Annotated in this window: 24 protein-coding genes; 11 read left to right on the top strand and 13 right to left on the bottom strand. The window is 65.4% G+C overall.

Features of this window, described 5'->3' with window-relative positions; translation table 11 throughout:
* A partial coding sequence (gene nadE / locus C449_RS05685; RefSeq protein WP_006077016.1) for an NAD(+) synthase occupies positions 1-380 on the top strand: 380 nt, incomplete at its 5' end.
* 54 nt (positions 381-434) lie between these two features.
* Here the strand turns inward: nadE and C449_RS05680 are convergent.
* Together C449_RS05680 and C449_RS05675 are read right to left on the bottom strand one after the other, a co-directional pair.
* A complete protein-coding gene (locus C449_RS05680) occupies positions 435-968 on the bottom strand; it encodes a GNAT family N-acetyltransferase (protein ID WP_006077015.1) in 534 nt (177 codons plus the stop codon).
* Positions 969-1350: 382 nt separating this feature from the next.
* Positions 1351-1587 carry a DUF7123 family protein gene (locus C449_RS05675; protein ID WP_006077014.1) on the bottom strand — a complete coding sequence of 79 codons (237 nt, stop codon included), beginning with the start codon at positions 1585-1587 and terminating at the stop codon, positions 1351-1353.
* 284 nt (positions 1588-1871) lie between these two features.
* On the opposite strand from C449_RS05675, the gene C449_RS05670 reads away from it, so the two are divergent.
* The 3 genes from C449_RS05670 (at position 1872) to C449_RS05660 (ending at position 3752) form a co-directional block, all read left to right on the top strand.
* The gene (locus C449_RS05670; RefSeq protein WP_006077013.1) at positions 1872-2291 is read left to right on the top strand and encodes a TRAM domain-containing protein; all 420 of its coding nucleotides are present in this window, start codon (positions 1872-1874) and stop codon (positions 2289-2291) included.
* A gap of 124 nt (positions 2292-2415) precedes the next feature.
* Complete coding sequence (locus C449_RS05665; RefSeq protein WP_006077012.1) at positions 2416-3123, top strand: hypothetical protein; 708 nt, start codon at positions 2416-2418, stop codon at positions 3121-3123.
* 71 nt (positions 3124-3194) lie between these two features.
* The gene (locus C449_RS05660; RefSeq protein WP_006077011.1) at positions 3195-3752 is read left to right on the top strand and encodes a GNAT family N-acetyltransferase; all 558 of its coding nucleotides are present in this window, start codon (positions 3195-3197) and stop codon (positions 3750-3752) included.
* 54 nt (positions 3753-3806) lie between these two features.
* Here the strand turns inward: C449_RS05660 and C449_RS05655 are convergent, their stop codons facing one another.
* Positions 3807-5831, bottom strand: a complete 2025-nt coding sequence (locus tag C449_RS05655) for an AMP-binding protein (protein ID WP_006077010.1) — start codon at positions 5829-5831, stop codon at positions 3807-3809.
* A 99-nt stretch (positions 5832-5930) separates the two neighbouring features.
* On the opposite strand from C449_RS05655, the gene C449_RS05650 reads away from it, so the two are divergent.
* The 4 genes from C449_RS05650 to C449_RS05635 all read left to right on the top strand — a co-directional run bounded on the left by C449_RS05650 (position 5931) and on the right by C449_RS05635 (position 11412).
* Positions 5931-6518 (top strand): GNAT family N-acetyltransferase, encoded by a 588-nt coding sequence (locus C449_RS05650; protein ID WP_006077009.1) that lies wholly within the window; start codon positions 5931-5933, stop codon positions 6516-6518.
* Positions 6519-6559: 41 nt separating this feature from the next.
* Positions 6560-7615 carry a S66 family peptidase gene (locus C449_RS05645; RefSeq protein WP_006077008.1) on the top strand — a complete coding sequence of 352 codons (1056 nt, stop codon included), beginning with the start codon at positions 6560-6562 and terminating at the stop codon, positions 7613-7615.
* A gap of 483 nt (positions 7616-8098) precedes the next feature.
* Positions 8099-9400 carry an MFS transporter gene (locus C449_RS05640; protein ID WP_049913932.1) on the top strand — a complete coding sequence of 434 codons (1302 nt, stop codon included), beginning with the start codon at positions 8099-8101 and terminating at the stop codon, positions 9398-9400.
* A 329-nt stretch (positions 9401-9729) separates the two neighbouring features.
* Positions 9730-11412: an acyl-CoA mutase large subunit family protein gene (locus C449_RS05635; RefSeq protein ID WP_006077006.1), complete on the top strand. Its 1683-nt coding sequence runs from the start codon at positions 9730-9732 to the stop codon at positions 11410-11412.
* A gap of 66 nt (positions 11413-11478) precedes the next feature.
* Here the strand turns inward: C449_RS05635 and C449_RS05630 are convergent, their stop codons facing one another.
* The gene (locus C449_RS05630) at positions 11479-12954 is read right to left on the bottom strand and encodes a sodium:solute symporter family protein (protein WP_006077005.1); all 1476 of its coding nucleotides are present in this window, start codon (positions 12952-12954) and stop codon (positions 11479-11481) included.
* Between the two features lie 249 nt (positions 12955-13203).
* Between C449_RS05630 and mce the strand changes: the two genes are divergently transcribed.
* Positions 13204-13590 carry a methylmalonyl-CoA epimerase gene (gene mce / locus C449_RS05625; protein WP_006077004.1) on the top strand — a complete coding sequence of 129 codons (387 nt, stop codon included), beginning with the start codon at positions 13204-13206 and terminating at the stop codon, positions 13588-13590.
* 24 nt (positions 13591-13614) lie between these two features.
* Here mce and C449_RS05620 read toward each other — a convergent pair whose 3' ends face one another.
* The 4 genes from C449_RS05620 to C449_RS05600 form a co-directional block, all read right to left on the bottom strand.
* Entirely contained in the window at positions 13615-14556 is a 942-nt protein-coding gene (locus C449_RS05620; protein ID WP_006077003.1) for an alpha/beta fold hydrolase, read from the bottom strand.
* Positions 14557-14681: 125 nt separating this feature from the next.
* Positions 14682-15245 (bottom strand): NUDIX hydrolase, encoded by a 564-nt coding sequence (locus C449_RS05615; protein ID WP_006077002.1) that lies wholly within the window; start codon positions 15243-15245, stop codon positions 14682-14684.
* Positions 15246-15249: 4 nt separating this feature from the next.
* Positions 15250-15873 carry a hypothetical protein gene (locus tag C449_RS05610; protein ID WP_006077001.1) on the bottom strand — a complete coding sequence of 208 codons (624 nt, stop codon included), beginning with the start codon at positions 15871-15873 and terminating at the stop codon, positions 15250-15252.
* 336 nt (positions 15874-16209) lie between these two features.
* On the bottom strand, positions 16210-16851 hold the full coding sequence (locus tag C449_RS05600; protein WP_049913916.1) for an FAD-dependent oxidoreductase: 642 nt from the start codon (positions 16849-16851) through the stop codon (positions 16210-16212).
* Between the two features lie 191 nt (positions 16852-17042).
* On the opposite strand from C449_RS05600, the gene C449_RS05595 reads away from it, so the two are divergent.
* Entirely contained in the window at positions 17043-18809 is a 1767-nt protein-coding gene (locus tag C449_RS05595; protein WP_006076998.1) for a 2-oxoacid:acceptor oxidoreductase subunit alpha, read from the top strand.
* Positions 18806-19669, top strand: coding sequence for a 2-oxoacid:ferredoxin oxidoreductase subunit beta (locus C449_RS05590; protein ID WP_006076997.1), 864 nt, complete (start codon positions 18806-18808; stop codon positions 19667-19669). Before C449_RS05595 ends, C449_RS05590 begins: the two co-directional genes overlap by 4 nt.
* 368 nt (positions 19670-20037) lie before the next feature.
* Here C449_RS05590 and C449_RS05585 read toward each other — a convergent pair whose 3' ends face one another.
* The 5 genes from C449_RS05585 to C449_RS05565 are packed head-to-tail and all read right to left on the bottom strand — an operon-like array spanning position 20038 to position 23196.
* Entirely contained in the window at positions 20038-20310 is a 273-nt protein-coding gene (locus C449_RS05585) for a DUF7314 family protein (protein ID WP_006076996.1), read from the bottom strand.
* Positions 20303-20680, bottom strand: a complete 378-nt coding sequence (locus tag C449_RS05580; protein ID WP_006076995.1) for a DUF7315 family membrane protein — start codon at positions 20678-20680, stop codon at positions 20303-20305. The genes C449_RS05585 and C449_RS05580 overlap by 8 nt, the downstream gene beginning before the upstream one ends.
* A 4-nt stretch (positions 20681-20684) precedes the next feature.
* Entirely contained in the window at positions 20685-21485 is an 801-nt protein-coding gene (locus tag C449_RS05575; protein WP_006076994.1) for a cytochrome b, read from the bottom strand.
* A gap of 4 nt (positions 21486-21489) precedes the next feature.
* Entirely contained in the window at positions 21490-22302 is an 813-nt protein-coding gene (locus tag C449_RS05570) for a cytochrome b (protein WP_006076993.1), read from the bottom strand.
* A 3-nt stretch (positions 22303-22305) separates the two neighbouring features.
* Positions 22306-23196 carry a hypothetical protein gene (locus tag C449_RS05565; protein WP_006076992.1) on the bottom strand — a complete coding sequence of 297 codons (891 nt, stop codon included), beginning with the start codon at positions 23194-23196 and terminating at the stop codon, positions 22306-22308.
* Between the last annotated feature and the right edge of the window lies 1 nt (position 23197).

The raw sequence follows: 23197 nt of genomic DNA, 5'->3' as shown, positions 1-23197 counted from the left end.
AGTACGGCGATGGAGCTGCCGATCTCCGACCGCTCGCCGGTCTGTACAAAACCGAAATCCGGGCGCTCGCCGCGGCCGTCGACGTTCCGCCACGGATCATCGAGAAACCCGCGACGGCCGACCTCTGGGTCGGTCAGACCGACGAGACCGATCTCGGTGCACCCTACGGACTGCTCGACATCATCCTCCACAAACTCGTCGACGAGAACCTGAGCATTGCGGGGACCGCGGACGAGTTGGGTATCAGCACCGAAACCGTCGCCGAATACGCCGAGATGCACGTCGCGACACGGCACAAGCGCCACCAGCCGTCCACACCGGCGTTCGATCGGCCGGTGGGCGGCGAGTCGTTTCACGAGTTAGAGACGCGACTGGGCTGATCGGTGAAATCGGAGCCACATCACGCCGTTTGTGCGCTGATCCGTGCGAGCTTGTCAATCGTCCGCTCGCCATTCGCGGGCCAACAGCCCGTATCGGTGAATGTCGACGAACTCACCGTTCACGAACGCTTCCTCCCGGCGGACGCCCTCTTCGACGAATCCGACCTTTTCAAGGACGCGTCGCGAACCCGCGTTGAAGTCGAAGGCGTTGGCGACGAGCTTGTTGAGCCGGCGCTGGTCGAACGCGTAGCCGACGAGAAGTTCGGTGGCCGCGGTCGCGTAGCCCTCGCCCCACGCGTCGGGCGTCACCCAGTAGCCCACCTCGGCGTGGCCCCAGGTCTCGTTGATGTCGTTGAGACCGATGGTCCCGACCGGTTCCTCGTCGTCGCAGATGAGCAGCGAGATGTCGTCGCTCTCGGTCATCCCCTCGAACCACTCGCGCTCCTGTTCGGCGTTCGCCGGTGTCACCGCGCCGAGCGAGCGCCAGACCTCGGGATCGTTGATGATGCGCTGGAGGAATTCGAGGTCCTCCTCTTCGATTGTCCGAAGTGTGATGTGATCGCCGTCGAGGAATGCGGGTCCGGGCATACTACGAGTCGATTCCGGCCGGAGGTATCAAACTTGTGTGCCCGTTCGTCTCCAGTCGTGCGATCGCACGGTGGAGACGGCCAATCGGGGTGGCGGTTGCGGGGCAGTACGGTAGCGGGGCGGTAGCGATTGCGGGGCGGTGCAGAGTTGTGCAGGCGGGGAGCGGAGGCGGTGCGGTGGCCGTGAGCGCGGACCGGCGCGATAGCGTCGGGCGCGCGAACATGGGGAAGGGCAGGGCCTCAGCGCGTGCCCGCGCGACAGCGCGGGTCGCGCAATGCTGTCCTGGTGGACATGAAAAGGGCGAGGAACCGCCGCCAGGCGTCCGGCCGAACGCAGTGAGGCCGGATGCGCGGGCCATCGGCCCGCGCAGTTCCGAGGGCTTTCAGGCGGTGACCTTCCACGTCGTCGACGAGGAGTACCCCCACTTCTCGACCGAGAGCGAACACTCGCCGTTCTGGATGGCAGTCATGTTCGTGCCGACCTCCTTCGCCGAGAGGTCGAGCTCCTCGCCGATCAGCCGAGATTTGAAGTACGTCCGGGTGCCGGCGTTCTCGCGGAGGTACTCGAGGATCCGGTGCTGTTTTCGACTGAGGTCGGGCGTCGCGCTGCTGGCTGCCATGAATGGACGAACGGCACGTCTCCCTAAAGCGGATTTGGTACACCAGGGTAATTCGACCGCTGTCGGCCGATTTTCGTCGCGTGTTGGCTCCGCTGGACGGCCACGACCAGCCTGGTCGGGGCGCTCGTGAGCAGGAGTGGTACAGCGAGGTAATCGATTATCGGGCGATTCGATCGACGGAAGTCGATGGTCGCGATCGACCGCGATCGGTGGCGGCCGGGACGGTCGTTCGTGCGGTAGTTCTTTACCGCTCGCCACCAACGGGCGCAAACGGAGGCCTACCGATGGAAATCTCTGACAAGCTCTTGTGTCTGTTCAACGCCGAGGTCACTGCGGAAGACGACGACACCTACACCGTCGAGGTGCCGCGCCGCGAGATCGACACCGGCTCCGTCGAGGCGGGCGAGGTGTACCGCGTGGCGCTCGTCTCGCGCGAGCGCACCGACGCCGAGTCGAGTAGTGCGGGATCGAACGAGTCACACTCGGCATCAAGTCGTCCGTCCTCGGAGCCCCAGCCGCCAGTCGACATCGGCGAGATGCGCTACGTCGAGGTCGAGGACATCGGCAAGCAGGGCGACGGGATCGCGCGCGTCGAACGAGGCTACGTCATCATCGTCCCCGGGGCGGAGATCGGCGAGCGTGTCAAGGTCGAAGTCACCGAAGTGAAATCCAACTTCGCGGTGGGCGAGATCATCGATCAGTAGATTATTACTTCGCGGTTCACGCTCGTTTCGCTCACGGTAAATCCATAGTGTCACCCGCAGTCACTCCGCACAGCACCGCCGCCGCAGCCGGCGGGGTTTTGGGCCACGCAGCCGAATCACGGGCATGGACACGCTGCGCGGGCTGCTCGCACGCGACCGTCGGAGTGACAACCCGGCCCTCCGCGTGGCGGGCGATCCGGAGGAGGAATACGACTACCACCGACTCCTCACGAACGCGTGGAAGACCGGGAACTTCCTCAGCCATCTCGGGGTTCGCCGCGGGCGAACCGTCGGGATCGCCGGACGGCAGGCCGCGGCAGTGCTCGCCTTCCTCGGAACGGCGTCGCTCGGCGGCGTCGCGCGGTTCGATCCGCCCACATCGATCGACGCTCGTGCGGTCGTCGCGCCGACAGACGCGATCGACGACTTCGAACTCCCACCCGGCGGCACGCGCGTCGCTTACGGCGATTCGCCCGACGATCCCGGAGCGGCACACTTCGAGCGCGACGTCTGGAGCGAGAACCCGACGCTCGCACCGACGGAGGTCGTGGCCGACGATCCAGTACTCGCCGCCGACGGGTCGTCGGTTTCTCACGCCGAACTCCTCGATACAGCCGGGCGCGTCGTCGAACGAGCAGGACTGACGGCCGGTGACGCAGTGGTGGTGCGTGCGTCACTCACCCACCCAGAGACCGTCGCGGCCGGTATCGTCGCACCGCTGCTTACGGGTGCGACAGTCGTATTTCCGGCTGCTGGGACCGTCGGCGACGTCGCGATCGCGACAGAGAGTGCGCCCGAGGGAACCATCGTCGATCCAACCGCGATCCGCTGATCTCGACGGCCGACCCGAGTCGACGAGCAGCCACCGAAAAGTGCTATACGCTGTGCGATCGCTGTCGAGTCATGCCCGGCCCACGAATCACGAGCGGCGAGCGCGTCACGCTTCGAACCCTCGAATCAGAGGACCTCCCGTTCGTCCAGCGCGGTTCCGCCAACCCGGAGATCCGCTACCCGCTCGGCACGCCGCTCAGAAATCAAGAGCAGATCGATCTACCGACCGAAGACGATGACACCGACCAGTTTCTCGTCTGTCTCGATGGCGACGACGCCGGTCCCGGCCAACCGGACGAGGACGACGTGGAGCGGATCGGCGTCGTGAGCGTGGCTGACGCCGACTGGCGACGCCCGGAACTCGGCTACTGGCTCGTCCCCGAGATCCACGGCGAGGGCTACGGCAGGGAATCCGTCGCACTCGTCATCGACTACGTCTTCCGGACGTACGACCACCCCGCCGTGGGAGCGATCGCCTTCGATTTCAACGATGCCTCCCGTGGTCTGTTGGAGTCGCTCGGCTTCACCGAAGAGGGTCGCATCCGGAAGGATCGATTCATCGACGGCGCGTACCGCGATACGATCCAGTACGGCCTGCTCCGTGAGGAATGGCGCGGGAACGGCGAGTAAACGGGCGAGGATGCGAGAAGGCGTGAAGACGGGTTGCGGGGAAAGCGGGAGAGTTTATCGCGCCTGCTCGATGGCGTCGAGCGCGTCAGGGTTCTCGATCGAGTCCATGTCGCCGAGCTCCTCGCCCTGATAGATCGACGCGATCGCCCGCCGGATGATCTTCCCCGACTGGGTCTTCGGGAGTTCATCCACAAAAAGCACCTCGCGAGGTTTGAACGGCTTGCCGAGCTCCGCACCCACCTGCTCACGGAGTTCCTCGCGGAGTGCGTCCGATGCCTTGGCGTGATCTTCGAGCACGACGTACGCCACGACCGCAGTACCAGTAGTGTCGTCCGGGACGCCGACCGCGGCGGCCTGGTTCGTGTCGTCGTGTTCGATGATCGCGCCCTCGACCTCGGCGGGACCGACTTTCCGCCCGGCGACGTTCAGCGCGTCGTCGGCCCGGCCGTGGAGGAACCACAATCCATCTTCGTCCTTCTGCGCCCAGTCGCCGTGGTCCCACAGCGGCGGGTCCTCGAAGCTCGACCAGTACTCTTCGAGATAGCGCTCGTCGCCGCTCCAGAGCGATTTGGTCATCGAGGGACACGAGTCGCGCGCAACGAGGAATCCTCTCTCGTGTGCGTCGGCCACCGATTCACCCCCTGAATCCACGATATCGATGTTCATCCCGAGCCCCGGACCGCCGAGCGTGCAGGGTTTCAGCGACTGGATCGGCATCGGCATCAGGAAACACCCGCAGATCTCCGTCCCGCCGGAGATGTTGATGATCGGCGTGTCGCCACCGCCGACGTTCTCGTAGAACCAGAGCCACGACTCGGGGTCCCACGGCTCGCCGGTCGATCCCAGAAGCCGGAGGCTCGACAGGTCGTGCCCCTCGATCCATTCATCACCCTGCTTTCTGAGCGCGCGGATCGCGGTCGGCGAGATGCCGAACTGGGTGACGTCGTGGCGGTCGATCATCGCCCAGAATCGATCGGGTTCGGGGTGGTCTGGCGCGCCCTCGTACATCACCACACTCCCACCGAAGGCGTGGTTGCCAATCAGCGTCCACGGCCCCATCATCCAGCCGATATCGGAGACCCAGAAGAAGTTGTCGTCTGGTTTCTGATCGAACCCGAAGTGGATCTCCTTCGCACACTGCATCAGAACCCCGGCGTGGGTGTGGACGATCCCCTTCGGTTTGCCAGTGGTCCCCGACGAGTAGAGCAGCATCGACTCCTGGGACGCGTCGAGTTCTTTCGTCTCGTACTCGCTCGGCTGCTCACCAACCGCCTCGTTCCAGCGCTCGTCGCGCGCGTCGTCCCACGGAACCTCGTCCGCATCGCCGTCATCTCCACCGTCCTCGCCAGGCGTCAGCCCCAGCCGGTCGTAGACGACGGTGTGTTCGACGTGACCGGCCTCCGTGATCGCCTCGTCGGCGGCCCCCTTCAGCCGGACCTCGTCGCCGCGGCGGTAGAACCCGTCGCCGGTGAACAGCACTGTGGGCTCGGCGTCCTCGATCCTGGTGGCGGTCGCATCGACGCCGAACCCCGAGAAGATCGGCACCGCGATCGCGCCGATCTTGAAACAGCCGTAGAGAATGGCGATGACCTCGGGCACCATCGGCATGTAGAGTCCGACGGTGTCGCCCGTCTCGACCCCGTGTTCTTCGAGACAGTTCGCCACCCGGTTCGCCTGGTCGTGGAGGTCGGCGAACGTCACCTCCCGAACTGTCCCGGGTTCGCCCTCCCAGACACAGGCCACGTCGTCGGCGGTGTCGCCGTCGGCGTACCGATCGAGAGTGTTGTGGGCGATGTTGATCGTGCCGCCGGGATACCAATCGGTGAACTGCGGCCCCTCGCTGTCGTCGCGGATGGTATCATACTCCTCGAAGAACTCGATACCGAGATAGTCGACGAGTTCGTCCCAGAACCAGTCGACGCCCGACTCGTCGACCCCGGTATCGCCGCAGGTCCGTGCGATCAGCTCGTCGTAGTCGTCGATCCCGTGCTCCTGCATGAACGCGTGGACGTTCGTGGATTCGACGAACTCCTCGGTCGGTTCGTGAACCACCTCGTCGAACTCGCCCAGGGACTCCATACCGGAGGGGACACCGCACGACATGAAAGGAGTTTCCCCATCGTCTTTCGTTCTCGATACCCGGAAACCCTTTTACTGGCCGGCGACCCAACCGAACGTATGTACGTCCGGAACGCGAGAAACCGTGAGGAAGTCTGGCTTCTGGACCATATCGAAGCGATGAGTCTCGACGACGCCGCCTTCCGCTCCCGGGACTACGTCATCGCCGTCGACGAGGCCGGCAACAAGAAAGCGGGGTTCGGCCGGCTCCGTGTCCACCGAACCGACGATGAGGAGTTCTGCGAACTCACCGGGATCGGCGTTCTCGAAGGGTGGCGCGGCCAAGGCGTCGGCGCGCATGTCGTCGAGCGGCTCGTCGACCGTGCCGGCGACGAGGGATTCACTACTGTGTACTCGCTGACCGACGAAGCCCAGTACCTCGAACAGTTCGGCTTCGAGCGGGTCGCAACCGACGACCTCCCGGACAAGCTCGCCGAACGACTCGACGTCAAACGTGAGGGCAGCGTTCCCGAAGCCGTCCCGACGCGGGTCGAGATCGAGGCGTTCTCCATGCCGTCCCAGCTGCGCGAGCGGTTCAAACACGCAGCCGAAGACGGAACAGGGGACGACGAGCCCGCGGTCGAGGAGAGCCCCGAGGACTTCGGGATCGACAGCGAGAACGCGACCTACAAGTACGATACCGGGTGAACGGCCGGAGCGCTTTTTGACCCGACCGTCGAGACGCGACCATGCCCCCCGAGTTCGTCGTGCCGCCCGCGCTCGGTTCCGGCGACAGCGTCGCAATCGTTGCACCCTCCAGCGGGGGCGCGGCGGACGCGCCACACGTCCTCGATCTCGGCGTCGAACGCCTCCGTGAGACGTTCGATCTCGAACCTGTCGTCTACCCGACCGCCGAGAAGGGAAACGAGCATCTCGAAGCTCACCCCGAGGAGCGCGCTCGCGACGTTCACGACGCCTTCCGCGATCCCAACGTTCGGGGGATCGTGGCGACCATCGGTGGTGACGATCAACTTCGGGTGCTTCCCCATCTCGACCCCGACGTGCTCCGCGAGAACCCCACTAGATTCTACGGGATGAGCGACAACACCAATCTCCAGCTCTATCTCTGGAACCTGGGGATCGTCTCGTACAACGGCGGTCAGTTGATGAACCAGATCGCGACGTCCGGACACCTCCACGAGTTCACCGAGCGCTCCCTCCGCCGGGCCTTCTTCGAGGGGTCACTCGGCGAGATCGAACCCGCCTCCGAGTGGACTGACGACGTGATCGACTGGGGCAACGACGCGTACGCGGACCACGAACCGGAGTACGAGCCGAACCCAGGCTGGATGTGGCGGGGCGGCGAGGAGCGTGCCGACGGTCGAATCTGGGGCGGCTGTCTCGCGATCGTCGAGTGGCACCTGATGACCGAGCGCTATCTGCCCGATCCCGACGCGCTCGACGGCTGTGTGCTCGCGATCGAGACAGCCGAAGACATGCCGAGCGCCGATCGCGTGAAGTGGACCCTGATGTGCATGGGCGAGCGCGGTCTCCTCGATCGGTTCGACGCGGTGCTCGTCGGACGACCAGCTACGAGAAGCCATCTCGAAGAGCCCGACGACGAGGAGCGCGCCGCGTACCGCGACCGCCAGCGCGAAGCGATCGCCGGCCAACTGGAACGGTACAACCCCGATATCCCTGTGGTGTTCGATCTCGATTTCGGCCACACCAATCCGACCGTTCCGCTCCCGATCGGCGGCCGAGCGGTCGTCGACCCGATTGAGGAGCGAATCGTCGTCGAGTGAGAGGGCTGCGTCGCTGATCGTCGTCCGTTTTGGTTCTCGGGGAGGAGCCACCGCGGTAGACATTTCAGAGGGCCCGACGGGATCGTGGGCGCAGGCAGCAGCAGTCCCCGTTCACGTGGAATCAGTACGCTTTTACCCGATCGTGTGAATCGTCCGGAAGACTCGCTCTATGACTCGCCGGCCCACGGTTCGTCCGGTGTTCGATCCTCTCTCGCCTCCCGCAGCCTGACGGGCCCGATAGCCGCAGCACTCGGGTCCGTTTCGCTACCGTCACGGTAGCTGCATTTCCTCTCGACCACGCACGCATATGCCGATATCCACCGAGTCGCCGGCTCAGTGCCGGCGCTCGTACGACCACGCACCGACTCTCGAAACACGACCGAACCGCCCGCGCCGATACCCGAGCCGCTGGCGTGGGAGCCGCTCGCCCGCGCTACCGGCGTCGTCCGAAGCCGTGCCGACGTCTCTCGGGGGTGGTCGCCGATGAGCGCCCTCGACCGGATGCTGTGGCGCAACACCGACTTCCGGCGCTTTTTCGCCGGGCAGTTCGTCACGAACGCCGGGGACAGCCTCTACACGGTGGCGATGCTCTGGCTGGCCTTCGAGCTGAGCGGCTCGACGCTGGTCACCGGCGCGCTGAACGCCATATTACTACTGCCGTGGCTGTTGCAGGTGTTCGCCGGACCGCTCGTCGACCGCCTGGCGCTCGAACGCGTCCTCGTCGGCTCACAGGTGATCCAGGGCACCGTCGTGCTGGCTCTGCCGCTGGCGGCGGCGACGGGCCACCTCCATGTTGGTGCCCTGTTCGCCGTCGCACCGGTGTTGATGCTCGCGTCGCTATTGATGGCTCCGATGGAGACCGCACTGTTGCCCCGCATCGTCGACGACGAGCGTCTTCCCGGTGCGAACGCGGCGCTCTCGATCGTGACGCTCGGGCTGGATATGGTGTTCGACGCACTCGGCGGCGGCTTCGTCGCCGTGTTCGGCCCGACGACCCTGTTTCTCGTCGACTCGGCCACGTTCGCCGTCGCCGCGCTGCTGTTCGCCGGGATCAAGATCGGCACTGCGACGGGGACCGACGAGCGCACGGAACCGAGGAACGAACAGGCCCCTGCAACTGTTCGTTCGGTGCTCCGCTCGTACGTCTCGGACCTCCGGGACGGCGTCAGGGTGCTCCGTGGGACGGTGTTCGTCGAACTGATACTGACGACCGCGGTGGCGAACTTCACGACCGGCGTCGCGCTGGCGATACTGCCGGCGTTCGGCGACGGCCTCGGCGGCCCCGCCGTCTACGGCCTGCTGCTGGGCGCGCTCGGGATCGGCCGGCTCGTCGGCTCGTTCATCGGCCCCTGGTTCGAGACCGTTCCCTACGGCAGGATGCTTCTCGTCCACGGGCTGGGTGCTTGCTGCTGGCTTGCGGCCGTTCTTGTGTCGTCGCTGGCGCTCACCGTCGTCCTGTTCGGGCTCGCATGGGTTCCCGTCGGCGCTTCGAGCGTGCTCAGTTCGACGCTGAACCAGCGGGTGTTCCCGACTGACCTGCTCGGGCGGGTTTCGGCGACGAAAGGCACCGCTTCCGGGGCGACGCTCCCGCTGGGATCGCTCGTCGGTGGTGCGGTCGCCGAGGTGCTGGGAACGACGCCGACGATGGCGCTGACCGCGGGCGGCTTCGGCTTCACGGCCATCTACGTTCTCCTGCGTCCGCGACTTCGGCGGCTCCCCGCCGTCACGGCGGCCACACCGGCGGACTTCGACGTGGAGACGGCGACGGAGCAGGAGGACGAGTAGCGGGTCATTCCAGTCACGATCTCCGGTGTAGCGGTTGGCACGCGATGAATGCGCGCCGACGGCGCGCAGAACGCGCGAGGTCTGCGTGAGCGAAGCGAGCGCAGGCTCGTTGAAGTGGTTTGGAAGACGCTCCGCGTCTTCCGTCATCACGGGAGAGCTTCGCTCTCCCGAACGACTTCGCTCTGACGGTGGATGAGCGAGGAAGCGAAGCGACCGAGCGAATCGGTTGGGGAGGGTGTGGCTCACGGTTTTACCGTCGGCGAGGCGATCGGGGACGACTACGGTCCCGACGAACAACGATTAAAGTCGCGTCGATCCTACGAAGGGGTATGTTCGACCCCGACGACCTCGCCGACATCCGGTCGGCCAAAGAGGACTGGGAGGCAGAAACCCTCGATCCCGTCCTCGATCGGTTCGGCGAGCGCAAGGACACCTTCGAGACCGACACCGCGGGCCACGAGATCGATCGACTCTACACCCCCGACGACGTGGGCGAGCGCGACTATCGCGAGGACGTCGGCTTTCCTGGCGAGGAGCCCTACACTCGGGGGGTGTATCCCACGATGTACCGTGGGCGACTCTGGACGATGCGCCAGTACGCCGGGATGGGCACCGCCCGCGAGACCAACGAGCGCTTCCAGTATCTGATCGACGAGGGCCAAACAGGACTGTCGATGGCGTTCGATCTCCCGACACAGATGGGATACGATTCGGACAACGAGATGGCCGCGGGCGAGGTCGGGAAGTCCGGCGTGGCGATCGACTCGATCCACGACATGGAGACCGTCTTCGAGGGCATCCCCCTGGACGAGGTCTCGACCAGCATGACGATCAACGCGCCCGCGAGCGTGCTGCTCGCGATGTACATCGCGGTCGGGGATCGCCAGGGCGTCGACCGCGAGGAACTCCGGGGCACGATTCAGAACGACGTCCTGAAGGAGTACGTCGCGCGCAACACCTACATCTATCCGCCGGAGCCCTCGATGCGAATTATTACTGATATCTTCGAGTTCTGCGCGGAGGAGGTCCCGAGTTTCAACACCATCTCGATCTCGGGCTATCACATCCGGGAGGCGGGCTCGTCGGCGGCCCAGGAGATCGCCTTCACCCTCGGCAACGGTATCGAGTACGTCGAAGCCGCCACGGAGGCCGGCCTCGCAGTCGACGACTTTGCCCCCCAACTCTCCTTTTTCTTCGCGTCGTACAACAACATCCTGGAGGAGGTCGCGAAGTTCCGGGCCGCCAGACGGATGTGGGCGAAGATCATGGACGAGCGCTTCGACGCCGACGATCCCGACTCGAAACAGCTCAAGTTCCACACCCAGACCGCAGGCTCGACGCTGACCGCCCAGCAGATCGACAACAACATCGTCCGGGTGGCCTACCAGGCGCTCGCCGCCGTCCTCGGCGGAACTCAGAGCCTTCATACGAACGGCAAGGACGAGGCGCTTGCGCTCCCCACCGAGGAGAGCGTTCGCACAGCCCTCAGAACCCAGCAGATTCTCGCCCACGAGTCGGGCGCGGCCGACACCATTGACCCGCTCGCGGGAAGCTACTACATTGAGAACCTCACCGACGAACTCGAACAGGAGGCGTTCGACATCCTCGACACCGTCGACGGGAAAGGTGGAATGTTGCAGGCCGTCGAGGATCAGTGGGTCCAACGCGAGGTCCAGGATGTCGCCTTCGAGCGCCAACAGGAGATCGACGAGGGTGAGCGCGTGATCGTGGGCGTCAACGAGTACGAGGTCGACGAGGAGCCGGAAGTCGACATCGAGGAGGTTACCGAGGAGGATCAGCAGCGCCAGCGCGAGCGCCTGCAACAGGTGCGCGACGAGCGCGACGACGCGGCCGCCGAAGACGCACTCTCGGACCTCCACGAGGCTGCAGAGGGCGACGACAACCTCATGCCGTATCTCGTCGACGCAGTGAAGGCCGAGGCCACCACGGGCGAGATCTGTGATACGATGCGGGACGTGTTCGGCGAGCACCAGGGCGGGGCTGCACTGTAAGCACGCGAGCACCGCAGCCAGCGGATCGTGTCACGGTAAAACAGTCGCGGCTGACGGGCGGACGGGTCAGTCGTTGCCGTAGGTGACCCGTCGTTCGCGTGCGCGTTCGCGTTCGGCTCTGGCTCGGTCGCGGACAGTGTCGAGGTCGAACGTCTCGCCGTAGCCGAGGTAGCTCAGCCCGAGGATGGTCACCAGCGCGGCCGCGGTCGCCGGCACGGCCGATTCCAGGGTTCCCTGCCCGAACAGTGCTGGCTCGCCGAGGACGAACGCCCAGATCACGAACACGACCCCGCCCACGACGAACCCCGGAAGCCCTGCCTCGCGGGTCGTGCCGTCCCAGAGCATGCTCACGATCCCGGCGAACAGCACCGACATGATCCCCATTCCGAGGGTATTGATCGCGATGATCTCGACCCCGCTGAACGCGATCACCGCCGCGATCAGACCGAACGCAAGGATGGTTGCGCGGGTCACCGCGACGAGATGGCGCTCCGAGAGGTCCTCCCGGCCACCCCGAAGCGGGATGTAGAGGTCGTTGACGAACGTGGTCGCGCCGGCGAGCAGGAACGAGTCTGCCCCGCTCATCACCGAGCCGACCGCGGCGGCGAGCAGGAGACCGGCGACCACGGGCGGCAGCGTGTTGGTGAGCGTCCACGCGAACGCCATCGACGACTCGATCTGCGCGCCCTGGGCGGTAGCAATCATGCCGGCGGTGGCCGTGAGGATGCCGTAGCCCGTGATGACCGCGCCGGCGAGGAAGGTGCCCGCCATTGCGACGCGCTTGCTCCGTGCGGACCACGTCCGCTGGAGCATCTGCTGTTGGGCCCCCGCGACGGTGAGGTACATCAGGTACCACGAGCCGATCTGGATCAGCCCGACGCCGAACCAGTTGGTGTGGCCCGACGGCACCCCCGCAGCGATCGCGTCGATGCCACCGGCGTTGGTGACCGCAATCGGGATCGCGACGAACATCCCGACGATGATCAGGACGCCGTGGAGGGTGTCGGCCCACGCGACCGAGTTCATCCCGCCGTAGAGCGTGATCGCAATGAACACCACGACGCTTGCCCAGAACGCGACCCCGAGCGGGATGTCGGTGACGGTCGCGATAATCGAGGCCATCCCGATGGTCTGGCCGGTCGTCAGCGCGACCTGACCGACGACGGTGAAGATCGCAGCGAAGTACTTGGTGCGATCGCCGAAGACCCGACCCAGGAGTTCCGGAACGCTGACGACGTCGAAGGCGTAGAGGAAGCCGACGATCACGGTGATCGACATCCACGCCAAGCCCTCCGCCATCGCGTACCATTGGGCGCTGATGCCGGCGGTGAACGCGCGCTGGGCGACCCCCATCGTGAGGCCGCCACCCGCGAACGTCGCGAAGTACGTCATCATGTACACCGGTAGCCCGAGATCACGGCCGGCGAGCGTGAACTCGACGTACCCCGACCCTGCGCCGCGACCCGCCCACCACGCGATCAGCAGTGTCGCGACGAAGTACCCGCCCATCGTGAGCGTCAGCGGATCGGTCAACGGTGCCATCGACGCACTCCATCGTGTCGATGTCCGGTTCGTCCGGCAACCGTCGAAAAGCGTATCACACCGACCGTTCCGCCCGTCCGAAGGAAACGTTCGCAGCCTTCATTTGCAAGCTTTCGGTCGGAACCGCTACGCCAGTACGGAACGTCCCACTACCACCTCCCCTCGACCGGCGCGGTGTGGGAGTCAAGCGTCGAGAGAAGCGTATCGCTAAACCGCCAGCGACTTCGCCCATGGCGTCGAGCATCCGACATGGAGTTCGATCATGCCGGCCTCGCCACCGACGACGCCGACGCGCTCGCGGAACTGTACACCGACCTCCTTGACGCACCGATCGTCCACAGAGAGACGTTCGACGGAATGAGCGTCGTCTTCCTCGACTGCGGGAACGGCTACTTCGAACTCCTCGAACCGCTCGACGACGATAGTGCGATCGCCAAGTATCTCGATCGCAACGGGCCAGGCATCCACCATCTCGCGCTCGAAACCGACAACGTCGTGGCCGCGCTCGATCGGGCGCGCGAACACGATGTCGAACTCATCGACGACGAACCGCGGCCGGGCGCGTGGGGGCATAGCGTGGCCTTCCTCCACCCGGGATCGACGGGCGGCGTCCTGATCGAGTTCGTCGAGCACTGACGCGATCAAGCGACAGGACGTGGGCTACACTCCGGCGAGCGCGTCGAGGATCGCCGCCTCGTTCTCCTCGACGGTCGAGAGATGGCCGTAGTCAGGATAGACGTGTGCCTCGGCAGTGGGAATCCGATCGGCGTAGTGAAGCCCCATCGAGACCGGAACGATTCGGTCGGCTTTGCCGTACCAGAGATAGGTCGGCACGTCGACCGCATCGAGATCGAATCCCCAGTCGTCAGCGAACACGGCGAGTTCGTTCGCGAGCGGGCCGTAGCCGTGATGGGCCGTTGCCTCACGGCCGCTCTCCAGCAGCGTCCATCCGATCTCGCCCTTCCAGTGCTCTTCGTCGACGTCGGCGGCCGTCTCCGCACGCGATGCGAGGTACTCCTCGGGGTTTCGCCGGACAGAGAGGCCGTCGGACCAGAGCGAGAGCGTCGCCAACGGGCGGGCGTGCTCGGCGATCAAAAACGGGAGGCGGTCGCCGAACTCGACCGATTCGAGCGGCGCGAGGCCACAGACGATGCCAGCACGCTCGGTCCGCGGGAGACATGCGGCACAGGCCGCCGCGTAGGGACCGCCGCCAGAGACCCCGAGCACTGGAAACGAGCCGAGATCGAGCGCGTCGGCGAGGTCGGCCACGTCCTCGGTCCAGTCGGCAACCGTTCGATCCGGGAGTGGGTCCGAGACGCCCAGGCCAGGGCGTTCGGGCGCGAGGATTCGGAGACCGCGCTCGCGTGCCGGCGCGTCAAAGAGCGCGCCGAACACCCGCGAATTCGGGAACCCGTGGAAGACCACCAGCGGGTCGCCGTCGGGATCGCCGCAGTCGGCGTACCCGAGTTGGCGTCCGTCGCGGCAGTCGATGGTCCGGGGGTTCGCCCGGATGTCGCGAGCCACGTCGAGCATCGCCGATCCGTCCGACTCCGGCCCGTTTGTTCCGAACAGTCCCGCGATCGTGCCCGCAACGTCGACCATACTGCTGGTCGCCACGCCGTTCGTATCAGTCTTCCTGCGGCCGGGGAGCGCCCCGGACGCCAACCAGGCATCGTATTTCCGAGCGACGATCGAACCGGGTGGTAGGCAAGATTCAGCGAGCGCTACTATCCGATCAGGTCCTGCGTGCGGTCGTGGAGCGCCGCAGGCGGCTCGGCGAACCACTGCGCCTCCAAGATTTCCTCGTCGTCGGTCGCCGATGCCGGCTGCTCGGAGCGCGCTCCGGAGTCTTCGTCGCTGCTGTGGGCCGCGAACTCGGCCGTCAGCATCGGGTACGACCGCGGCTCCTCGCTGTGCTCGATGGTTTTGATGCGGACGGCGAGCACGTCCGTCAGCGCACAGCGGACGCCGGTCTCCTCGCGAACCTCGCGGACCGCCGTCGCGGCGAGCGAATCGTCGGCCGCCTCGTAGCCGCCGCCTGGCGTGCCCCACAGTTCAGGGGCGTCGGGATGGCGAACGAGCAGGACACGATCGCGCGAATCGCGGACCAGCGCGCCAGCATCGGCGAGCATCCCAGTCTCGTGAACGAGATCGAGACCGTGTTCGTAGAACGCGGGGTCGTTCTCGACACACGCCTCCGTGGCCTCGAACGTGCCGAACCGTTCGCGCAGGCGCTCGCGTTCGGCCGCGATCGCTGCACGGGCGTCGTCTTCCGTCGTTATTCGTGACATCCTGTCATCCGTCGCTGGTCGTGGTTGCTGCTCCGGAGCCGCTGCCATCGAACAACCGGGGCTCGGAGCCCTGCCGAACGATCTCGCTCGTGCCGGTTTCGAGCGTCACGAGCATCGTCTGGCCGCCATAGCCGTGGGTCTGGTCGTGGCCGCGGACGACGACGCGTTCCGTTCCGTCCGGTACCTCGATGGTTTCCGAGCGCGTGAATCGCGTGGTGCCGTGTGGATGGAGGAGGTCGCGCCGACCGAGTCGCTCCCCATCAAGCGTCTCGACCTGCCACCAGTTCGCGTAGCCGTCCTCGCCGCCGTCATCGTGATAGAGCGTCACGTCGAAACGATAGCCACCGTCGGTAGAGTCGATCTCGACACCGACGACGTTCGCCTCGCGAAGATCGAGCTCGCCGCCCGTGGTCGTCCCTGGCGTCGCCGATTCGATTGCCGCGGCGGCGTCCGTAGTGGTCTCGTCGGCAGCAGCCGAACCCGATTTCTCCGTATCCATCGTCCCGGTCTCTTCGCTGTCGCTGCCGCCGTCACCGCCGAGACAGCCGGCGAGTGACCCGCCGATCGTAGCCGCGAGCGCGAGGTATCGTCGGCGGGTCGCCGTCGATCCGGGCCGATGTCGGCTCATGATCGACACTCGGGCGCGTGCGCCATCTATCCGTCGGGAGCTTATTTTCGCGGTGGTCGGTCAGGGCGGTGACGGTGCGGTCCTGGCGTCTGCGGTCGCGGAGCGACCGCAGGCTCAGGAGAGCGTCGCTCTCCTGGCGGATCGAGGGCGAAACGCGCGAGCGAGCGAAGCGAGCGCGCGTTGAGGGCTCGGGCGGTGCTGTGCGGTGGCGGTTGCGGAGAGCGCCAACAGCCCTACCGCGAGCGAACGAAGTGAGCGAGCGGGGGTTTTTGATAAACGTTTTTGCAAGGGGTTGAGCGCGAGCGGAGCGAGCACGATCCCCCGCAGTAAAAACGTTTAACCGAAGTTCTCGATCTTTGCCCTGTCGGGGTCGCCGCCGGCGGCCGCGAGCGCGTCAGTCGCGGCGTCGAGGAAATCAGCGAACCCGTAGACGAACACCTGTTCGTCGGCGTCACCGGCGAGTGCGTCCGCCGTTGGATCGGTCAGATCAACATCCGAACCGACGATGTGGACGGTCGCACCGGCCTCGCGGAGCGCGTCGAGTCGGTCCTCGTGGACGGGATCGTCGTCGCGGTAGACCACCGCTGTCTCGCCGCCATCGTCGAGGGTGCGTTCGGCGATCCCGATCGCGGGTCCGACCCCCGGACCGCCCGCGAGGATCGTCGTCCGAGATTCGTCCTCGTAGTGTGCGCTGCCGAACGGGCCCGCCATCGTCACCGAATCGCCGGTTTCGAGCTCCGCGAGGTAGGGGGCGACCTCGCCGTCGGGGTCGACACCGACGGTGACTTCGAACGTATCATCCACCGTGGGTGAAGAGAGCGTGTAAAACCGCGAGCGACGTTCGCCGTCGACATCGAGCGAGAGCTTGACGAACTGGCCGGGCCGGGCGTCGAACCCGTCGGGCGTCGCGAGATCGAGCGCGATGGTTTCCGGTCCGACCACCCGGTTGTCGCGCACGCGAGTTCGTGTCGCTTCCATGCCGACGCTGGGTGTGGGCCTGCCAAAGGGACTTCGATACATCCGCTGAGAGGAGTCGTATCGGGGGCTGTGACGAAACCGATCGGCTGGAATCAGGTACTCGCAAGCGAATACGGATACGCTGTCGTCGACAATGTTGACGGTCGTTCCGAAGCCTTTTCGTCCGCAGATAGCATACCCGGACCCAGCACATGCCAGACGATTTGAACTGGGCCATCGGTGGGGAGGCCGGCGACGGGATCAACTCCACGGGGAAGATCTTCGCGCAGGCGCTCTCGCGGGCGGGCCGACACGTCTTCACCTCCAAGGACTTCGCCTCGCGGATCCGCGGAGGATACACCGCCTACAAGGTCCGGAGTTCGACCGAGCGCGTCGAGTCGGTCGTCGATCGACTCGACATCCTGATCGCACTGACCCAGCGCACGGTCGAGGAGAACATGGACGAACTCCACGAGGGCTCGGTCATCATCTACGACGGCGAGCGGACGATGATGGAGGACTTCGAGGCTCCCGAAGGAATGATCGGGCTCCCCGTTCCGCTGAAACGCCTCGCCGAGGAGGCCGGCGGTGCGCTCATGCAGAACATCGTCGCGCTCGGGGCCGCCTGCGAGGTCGCGAACTTCCCGATCGAGAACCTCGACGAGGCGCTCGAAAAGCGCTTCGGCGACAAAGGCGAGTCGATCGTCGAGAACAACCGCCAGGCTGCCCGGTTCGGCGAGGAACACGTCGTCGAGGAGCTCGACCACGACGAGTTCGACTACGACATCGAGACCACCGACAACGACTACGTCCTGCTGAACGGCGACGAGGCAATCGGTATGGGCGCGATCGCCGCGGGCTGTCGGTTCTACTCGGGCTACCCCATCACCCCCGCGACCGACGTGATGGAGTACCTGAAAGGCCGGCTCGAACGCTACGGCGGCCACGTGATGCAGGCCGAGGACGAACTCGCCGCCATCAACATGGCGCTCGGCGCGGCGCGGGCGGGCGCGCGCTCGATGACCGCGACCAGTGGCCCAGGGATCGACCTGATGGCGGAAACGTTCGGTCTCGTCGCCACCAGCGAGACGCCGCTCGTGATCTGTGACGTGATGCGGTCAGGTCCTTCGACCGGGATGCCCACGAAACAGGAGCAGGGCGACCTCGACATGCTCCTGTACGGCGGTCACGGTGAGATTCCGCGGTTCGTGGTCGCACCGACAACGGTGTCGGAGTGTTTCCACAAGACGATCGAAGCGTTCAATCTCGCCGAGAAGTACCAGACCCCGGTCTACCTGGTGGGCGATCTCGCGCTCGCGGTCTCCGAACAGACGTTCGAGCCCGAGGAGTTCGACATGGACAGTGTCGAGATCGATCGTGGCAAGCTCGTCGACGAGAACGAGATCGATTCGTGGCTCGACGACAGCGATCGGTTCCAACCTCACTTCCCGGCCGCGGACGGTATCAGCCCGCGCACGTTGCCCGGAACATCGGGTGGGGCACACATGACGACCGGACTCGAACACGACGAGCTCGGCCGCCGAACCGAGGAGCAGGAGGTTCGGATCGAACAGGTCGACAAACGCAACCAGAAAGTCGAGACCGCCAAGGACGAGGAGGACTGGGACTACCGCGAGTTCGGCGACAGCGATGCCGACACGCTCGTGCTCTCGTGGGGATCGAACGAGGGCGCGATGCGTGAGGCGATCGGCTTCCTCGACGAGGCCGACATCGACATTCGCTTCCTTTCGGTGCCGTACATGTTCCCGCGGCCCGACCTCACCGAGGAGATCGAGGCCGCCGACGAGGTCATCGTGGTGGAGTGCAACGCGACCGGGCAGTTCGCCGACGTGGTCGAAGGCGACACGCTTACCCGGGTCAAGCGGATAAACAAGTACAACGGCGTGCGGTTCAAGGCCGACGAACTGGCCGAGCGGATCACCGAGAAACTCGACGCGGCCCAGGAGGTCCCCACATGAGTTCAGACGTCAGATTCACCGACTTCAAGTCCGACAAGCAGCCCACGTGGTGTCCCGGCTGCGGCGACTTCGGGACGATGAACGGGATGATGAAGGCGCTCGCCAACACCGGCAACGATCCCGACAACACGTTCGTGGTGGCGGGTATCGGCTGCTCGGGCAAGATCGGCACGTACATGCACAGCTACGCGCTCCACGGCGTCCACGGCCGTGCACTCCCGGTTGGCATCGGTGTCAAGAGCGCGAACCCCGACCTCGAAGTGATGGTCTCGGGCGGCGACGGCGACGGCTACTCCATCGGCGCGGGCCACTTCGTCCACGCGGTCCGGCGGAACATGGACATGACCTACGTCGTGATGGACAACCGCATCTACGGCCTCACGAAGGGGCAGGCCTCGCCGACATCGCGCGAGGACTTCGAGACGGCGACGACGCCCGACGGGCCGAAACAGGCACCGGTCAACCCGCTCGCACTCGCGCTCGCCGCCGACGGCAGCTTCATCGCCCAGTCGTTCTCGTCGGACGCCCAGCGCCACACCGAGATCGTCCAGCAGGCGGTCGAACACGACGGGTTCGGGTTCGTGAACGTCTACAGCCCGTGCGTGACGTTCAACGACGTCGACACCTACGACTACTTCCGGGATACGATCGTCGACCTCGACGAGGAAGACCACGACCCGACCGATCGCGACGCCGCCGAAGCGAAGATCATGGACGACGACACCGAGTATCAGGGCGTCATCTATCAGGACGAGGAGTCCGTGCCGTACAACGAGCGCCACGGGCTCGACGAGAACATGGCCGACATTCCGGACGGCGCACCCGAGGACGCGACCGACCTCGTCCGCGAGTTCTACTAAGCACCTACTTTTTACAGGAGGTTCTCGGTCACCCGCTTCGCTCGCTCCCTCGAATCCCCTGCAAAGACCTGTCTCCGTGAGCGAAGCGAGCGGTAGAACTGCTGGCGCTTTCCGCAACCGCTTCGTACAGCACCGCCGAAGCCCTCACTCGTTTCACTCGCTCGCCCTTCATCCGCCAGGAGAGCCTCGCTCTCCTGAGCCTTGACTCACTTCGTTCTCGTGAACTGAAGTGAACGAGAGTTCGGAGCACGCAAAGCGTGCTCTGGCATTCGTCGAGACGCCAGGCCCGCACCGCCGCTGCCAGTTCAGCGGTCATCCGTCGCTCAAAAGGAAGGAGTTCGAGTCGAAAGTCGGTCGCGAAACGCAGGTTAGCTCGACTGGCGTTCGTTCCACGCGATGCGCGCTTGGCGGCCCGCTGGGATGAGGACCCAGAAGACGAGCGCGCCGACGATGGCGAACCAGAACAGGGCTTCCCGCAGGGTGAGCGAAAGCGTCCCGAACAGCTCGAGGCCGGACGGTGGCTCGGCGATGAGCTGGTTCGTCGACTCGAAGCTCTCGGTGGTGTACCAGCCCGAGAGCACCATCCAGCCGAGCAGCCCGCCGGTGAGCATCGCCAGCCCCTTGGCGAATTCGTCACTCATTGCCTGAGGGTTCGTCGCTGTCGTCTTGAGCGTTCCGCATCCCCGTGGTGCGAAAGCGGGTCCCGAGCACGTACACCCCGGCACCGAGCCCGATGAGTGCGAGTCCGATCAGAACGAGCACGAGCGAGACCACGTCCGAGCCGACCGGGAGTCCGACCGATGGCAGCAGATCGAACAACACCGGCAGTGGGCCAGCCTCGGCAGTGGCAGCGTCGAGAAAGGCGAACCCGAGCAGCACGCAGACGATTGCGACCAGCGTCGAGAACACCGTGACCGCCTTGTAGGTCCGCAGCGGGACGACGATCTCGCGGCCCCTGTTCCCGCCGTCGCTGCCGTCGGCCTCGGAACCGGAACCGGTGTCTGAACCCACGACGCTACCGCGGCGGCCGGAGCCGGTAGTACCGCCGGTTCAGGTCGAACATGTACCCCTCACGCATCGCCCGGAGGATGCCGTAGGTGATGAACCCCGCCACGAACGGCAGGAGGAAGGTCAGATCGAACAGGAGCTTGGTGTCGATCCACGCCGGCACGAGGTTCTTGATCGCCAGCGTGCTGATCATCGCAGCGAACACCACGCCGAACACGCCGACGGCCGACCAGAACGGCTGTTCGACCGGCCGGCGCGCGCTCCCCTTGTTGAGGAAGGGAACGATCGCGATGAACCCGACCACCACGAGGTTGGCGAGCACGCCGTACGTGGAGTCCTGGAGGAGCTTACTCCCACCGAGGACGGCGAGGTCGGGGTTCAACGGCCCGAGTTTCAGCAGGCCGAACGACCAGTAGAGATACCAGTCCGGCAGGATGATCGCGGGCGTCTGGCTCGGGTTCGCGGGCGCGCCGAGGTGTGGCGGCAGCGTCGCCGCGAGGAAGATGATCAGACCGACGAAGAAACTCGTCAGCGCGAGGTTGCGGACCATCTCGTGGGGCCACGTCGGGAACGCGAGCACGTCGCGCTCGACGTAGCTCGACTCCGTACGGAGGTCCTGGTCCTCGCGGCGCGACCGTTCGAAGTACTCGTAGGTCAGCCGTGAGAGCCCCTGGGTACGCTCCTTGCGCTCGCTCCACGTCGGGGTCTCGTCGTCGGGCGCGACGATGCCGGTACCGTCGGCGGCGACGCCCTCGCCCGTGTCGGTCCCGTTCGATTCGTCCGTGTCGGTGGCGTTGTCTCGGGTCATTGTCTTAGTGGGGTTCCGCGATGCCCTGCATCCAGACGATGCCGATGTGCACGGCAATGAGCGCCGTCACCACGAACGGCAGGAAGAACACGTGGAGGATATACATCCGCATCAGGGTTGCCTGACCGAGCGAGAACCCGCCGAAGATGAGCTGAGCGACCCACTCGCCGATCAGCGGGATCGAGAGGCTCATCTCGACGCCGATCTGGCCCGCCCAGTACGCGAGCTGGTCCCAGGTCAGCAGGTAGCCGGTGTAGCCGAACACCATCGTGAGCGAGATGAGCACGATGCCGAGGATCCAGTTGAGCTCGCGGGGCTCCTTGTACGCGCCGGTGAAGTAGACCCGGAGCATGTGGAGGAACACGGCGGCGGTCATCACCTGCGCCGCCCACCGGTGAATCGACCGGAGCATGAACCCGAAGTTGATGTCGGTCATGATCGCGGTGAGCGAACAGTACGCCACCGATGCGCCGTCGATGGTACAGGCCCCCGACGCCGCTGCCGGCGAGTAATAGAAGCCGAGCAGCGCGCCCGAGATGGCGGCGACGACGTACGCGATCGTCGAGAAACTCCCGAGCGCGTAGAGCGGATACCAGTACCAGAACTTGTTGTCGAGGTTGTACTGCTCGGTGTGGCTTTTCGGCATCTGGAGGTTGACCTTGTAGTAGAGGTTCTCCAGGACTTCGAGGTAGTCGACCAGCCGCAACCGCTTGTCGAGCCAGAGCAGAACGGTGAGATACGTCGACTCGATCGGCGTGAGATCCTTTCGCTCCATCCACCCTTCGTGATCGTGGTCGTCGCTACGTTCGAGACTCATCGATCACTCACCACCGCCGGAGCTGGACTCGCTGCTCCCGGTGTCTTCGGGCCGCGGCAGCGACGTAAACTGCCGCTGAACGATGCTGAACGGATCGTACACCGACTGGTGGCACGGACAGTACACCGAGTTCGCCGCGCCGAACTCGGCGGTTTCCTTGAACCCTGGGACACAACAGAAGTGGGTACACTTGTTGAGCCACGCGATGAATCCCTGGTCGGTGCTGGCTTGCAGCCACTCCCGAACCGCCGGGTCGCTGGCGGATTTCGCCATCTCTTCGATCCGTGTGCTTCTGAGGACCTGAATCGGGATCGTCTCCTGCGGTGGAAGGTCCTGCGAGCGCCACGTCGCCTGTGCCGGTTTGCCGATCCCGCTCTCGCCGATGTCGTTGCCCCACGTCTCGTAGTCGTCGAAGTCACTAACGGTGAGCTGTGCCCCGGTTTCGATGTCGCTCTGCCAATCGTAGCTCGACGAGGAGGCGGACCGAAAGAAGTTGCTCTGATCGGTGTCGGGCCGAACACCCGGGTAGGTCTGGACGCCACAGTACTGGAACCACTCGCTGGAGTAGGTGGTGCCACCGAGCTGCATCTCCGCGATCTGGACCTCCTCGTTGTTGACCGTCTCCGTCTTCACTTCGGGCCAGATCCCTTTGAGATTGCCTTCGTCGTCGATCTCGACGGGGATCTGTGGCAACCCACGCGGAGCCGGCCCGTCGGTGTTCTCGATGCCGTAGTACTGGATCGCCCCGCCACCGGCCCCTGAGGAGGTGGTGGTGAGATTGGTCGCGAGCGCGGTCGAGATCCCGGTCGCGCCGAGCGCTGAGGCACCGACGACACCCTTCACGAACCGTCTTCGTCCGGACTCGGCTGGATATCGGTCTTCGTTTTCTGGCATG

This window comes from Halococcus saccharolyticus DSM 5350 (assembly GCF_000336915.1).
Lineage (GTDB): Archaea > Halobacteriota > Halobacteria > Halobacteriales > Halococcaceae > Halococcus > Halococcus saccharolyticus.
Note: the sequence above shows the minus strand (reverse complement) of the source record. Positions and strands in the feature narration are given on the sequence as shown.

Coding starts and splice junctions, on each gene's coding strand:
- C449_RS05590 (WP_006076997.1), top strand. CDS start 18,806: ATGAGTTCAGACGTCAGATTCACCGACTTCAAGTCCGACAAGCAGCCC.
- C449_RS05675 (WP_006077014.1), bottom strand. CDS start 1,587: ATGGCAGCCAGCAGCGCGACGCCCGACCTCAGTCGAAAACAGCACCGG.
- C449_RS05630 (WP_006077005.1), bottom strand. CDS start 12,954: ATGGCACCGTTGACCGATCCGCTGACGCTCACGATGGGCGGGTACTTC.
- C449_RS05680 (WP_006077015.1), bottom strand. CDS start 968: ATGCCCGGACCCGCATTCCTCGACGGCGATCACATCACACTTCGGACA.
- C449_RS05670 (WP_006077013.1), top strand. CDS start 1,872: ATGGAAATCTCTGACAAGCTCTTGTGTCTGTTCAACGCCGAGGTCACT.
- C449_RS05565 (WP_006076992.1), bottom strand. CDS start 23,196: ATGCCAGAAAACGAAGACCGATATCCAGCCGAGTCCGGACGAAGACGG.
- C449_RS05665 (WP_006077012.1), top strand. CDS start 2,416: ATGGACACGCTGCGCGGGCTGCTCGCACGCGACCGTCGGAGTGACAAC.
- mce (WP_006077004.1), top strand. CDS start 13,204: ATGGAGTTCGATCATGCCGGCCTCGCCACCGACGACGCCGACGCGCTC.
- C449_RS05655 (WP_006077010.1), bottom strand. CDS start 5,831: ATGGAGTCCCTGGGCGAGTTCGACGAGGTGGTTCACGAACCGACCGAG.
- C449_RS05650 (WP_006077009.1), top strand. CDS start 5,931: ATGTACGTCCGGAACGCGAGAAACCGTGAGGAAGTCTGGCTTCTGGAC.
- C449_RS05585 (WP_006076996.1), bottom strand. CDS start 20,310: ATGAGTGACGAATTCGCCAAGGGGCTGGCGATGCTCACCGGCGGGCTG.
- C449_RS05615 (WP_006077002.1), bottom strand. CDS start 15,245: ATGTCACGAATAACGACGGAAGACGACGCCCGTGCAGCGATCGCGGCC.
- C449_RS05635 (WP_006077006.1), top strand. CDS start 9,730: ATGTTCGACCCCGACGACCTCGCCGACATCCGGTCGGCCAAAGAGGAC.
- C449_RS05610 (WP_006077001.1), bottom strand. CDS start 15,873: ATGAGCCGACATCGGCCCGGATCGACGGCGACCCGCCGACGATACCTC.
- C449_RS05570 (WP_006076993.1), bottom strand. CDS start 22,302: ATGAGTCTCGAACGTAGCGACGACCACGATCACGAAGGGTGGATGGAG.
- C449_RS05645 (WP_006077008.1), top strand. CDS start 6,560: ATGCCCCCCGAGTTCGTCGTGCCGCCCGCGCTCGGTTCCGGCGACAGC.
- C449_RS05595 (WP_006076998.1), top strand. CDS start 17,043: ATGCCAGACGATTTGAACTGGGCCATCGGTGGGGAGGCCGGCGACGGG.
- C449_RS05620 (WP_006077003.1), bottom strand. CDS start 14,556: ATGGTCGACGTTGCGGGCACGATCGCGGGACTGTTCGGAACAAACGGG.
- C449_RS05600 (WP_049913916.1), bottom strand. CDS start 16,851: ATGGAAGCGACACGAACTCGCGTGCGCGACAACCGGGTGGTCGGACCG.
- C449_RS05640 (WP_049913932.1), top strand. CDS start 8,099: ATGAGCGCCCTCGACCGGATGCTGTGGCGCAACACCGACTTCCGGCGC.
- C449_RS05575 (WP_006076994.1), bottom strand. CDS start 21,485: ATGACCCGAGACAACGCCACCGACACGGACGAATCGAACGGGACCGAC.
- C449_RS05660 (WP_006077011.1), top strand. CDS start 3,195: ATGCCCGGCCCACGAATCACGAGCGGCGAGCGCGTCACGCTTCGAACC.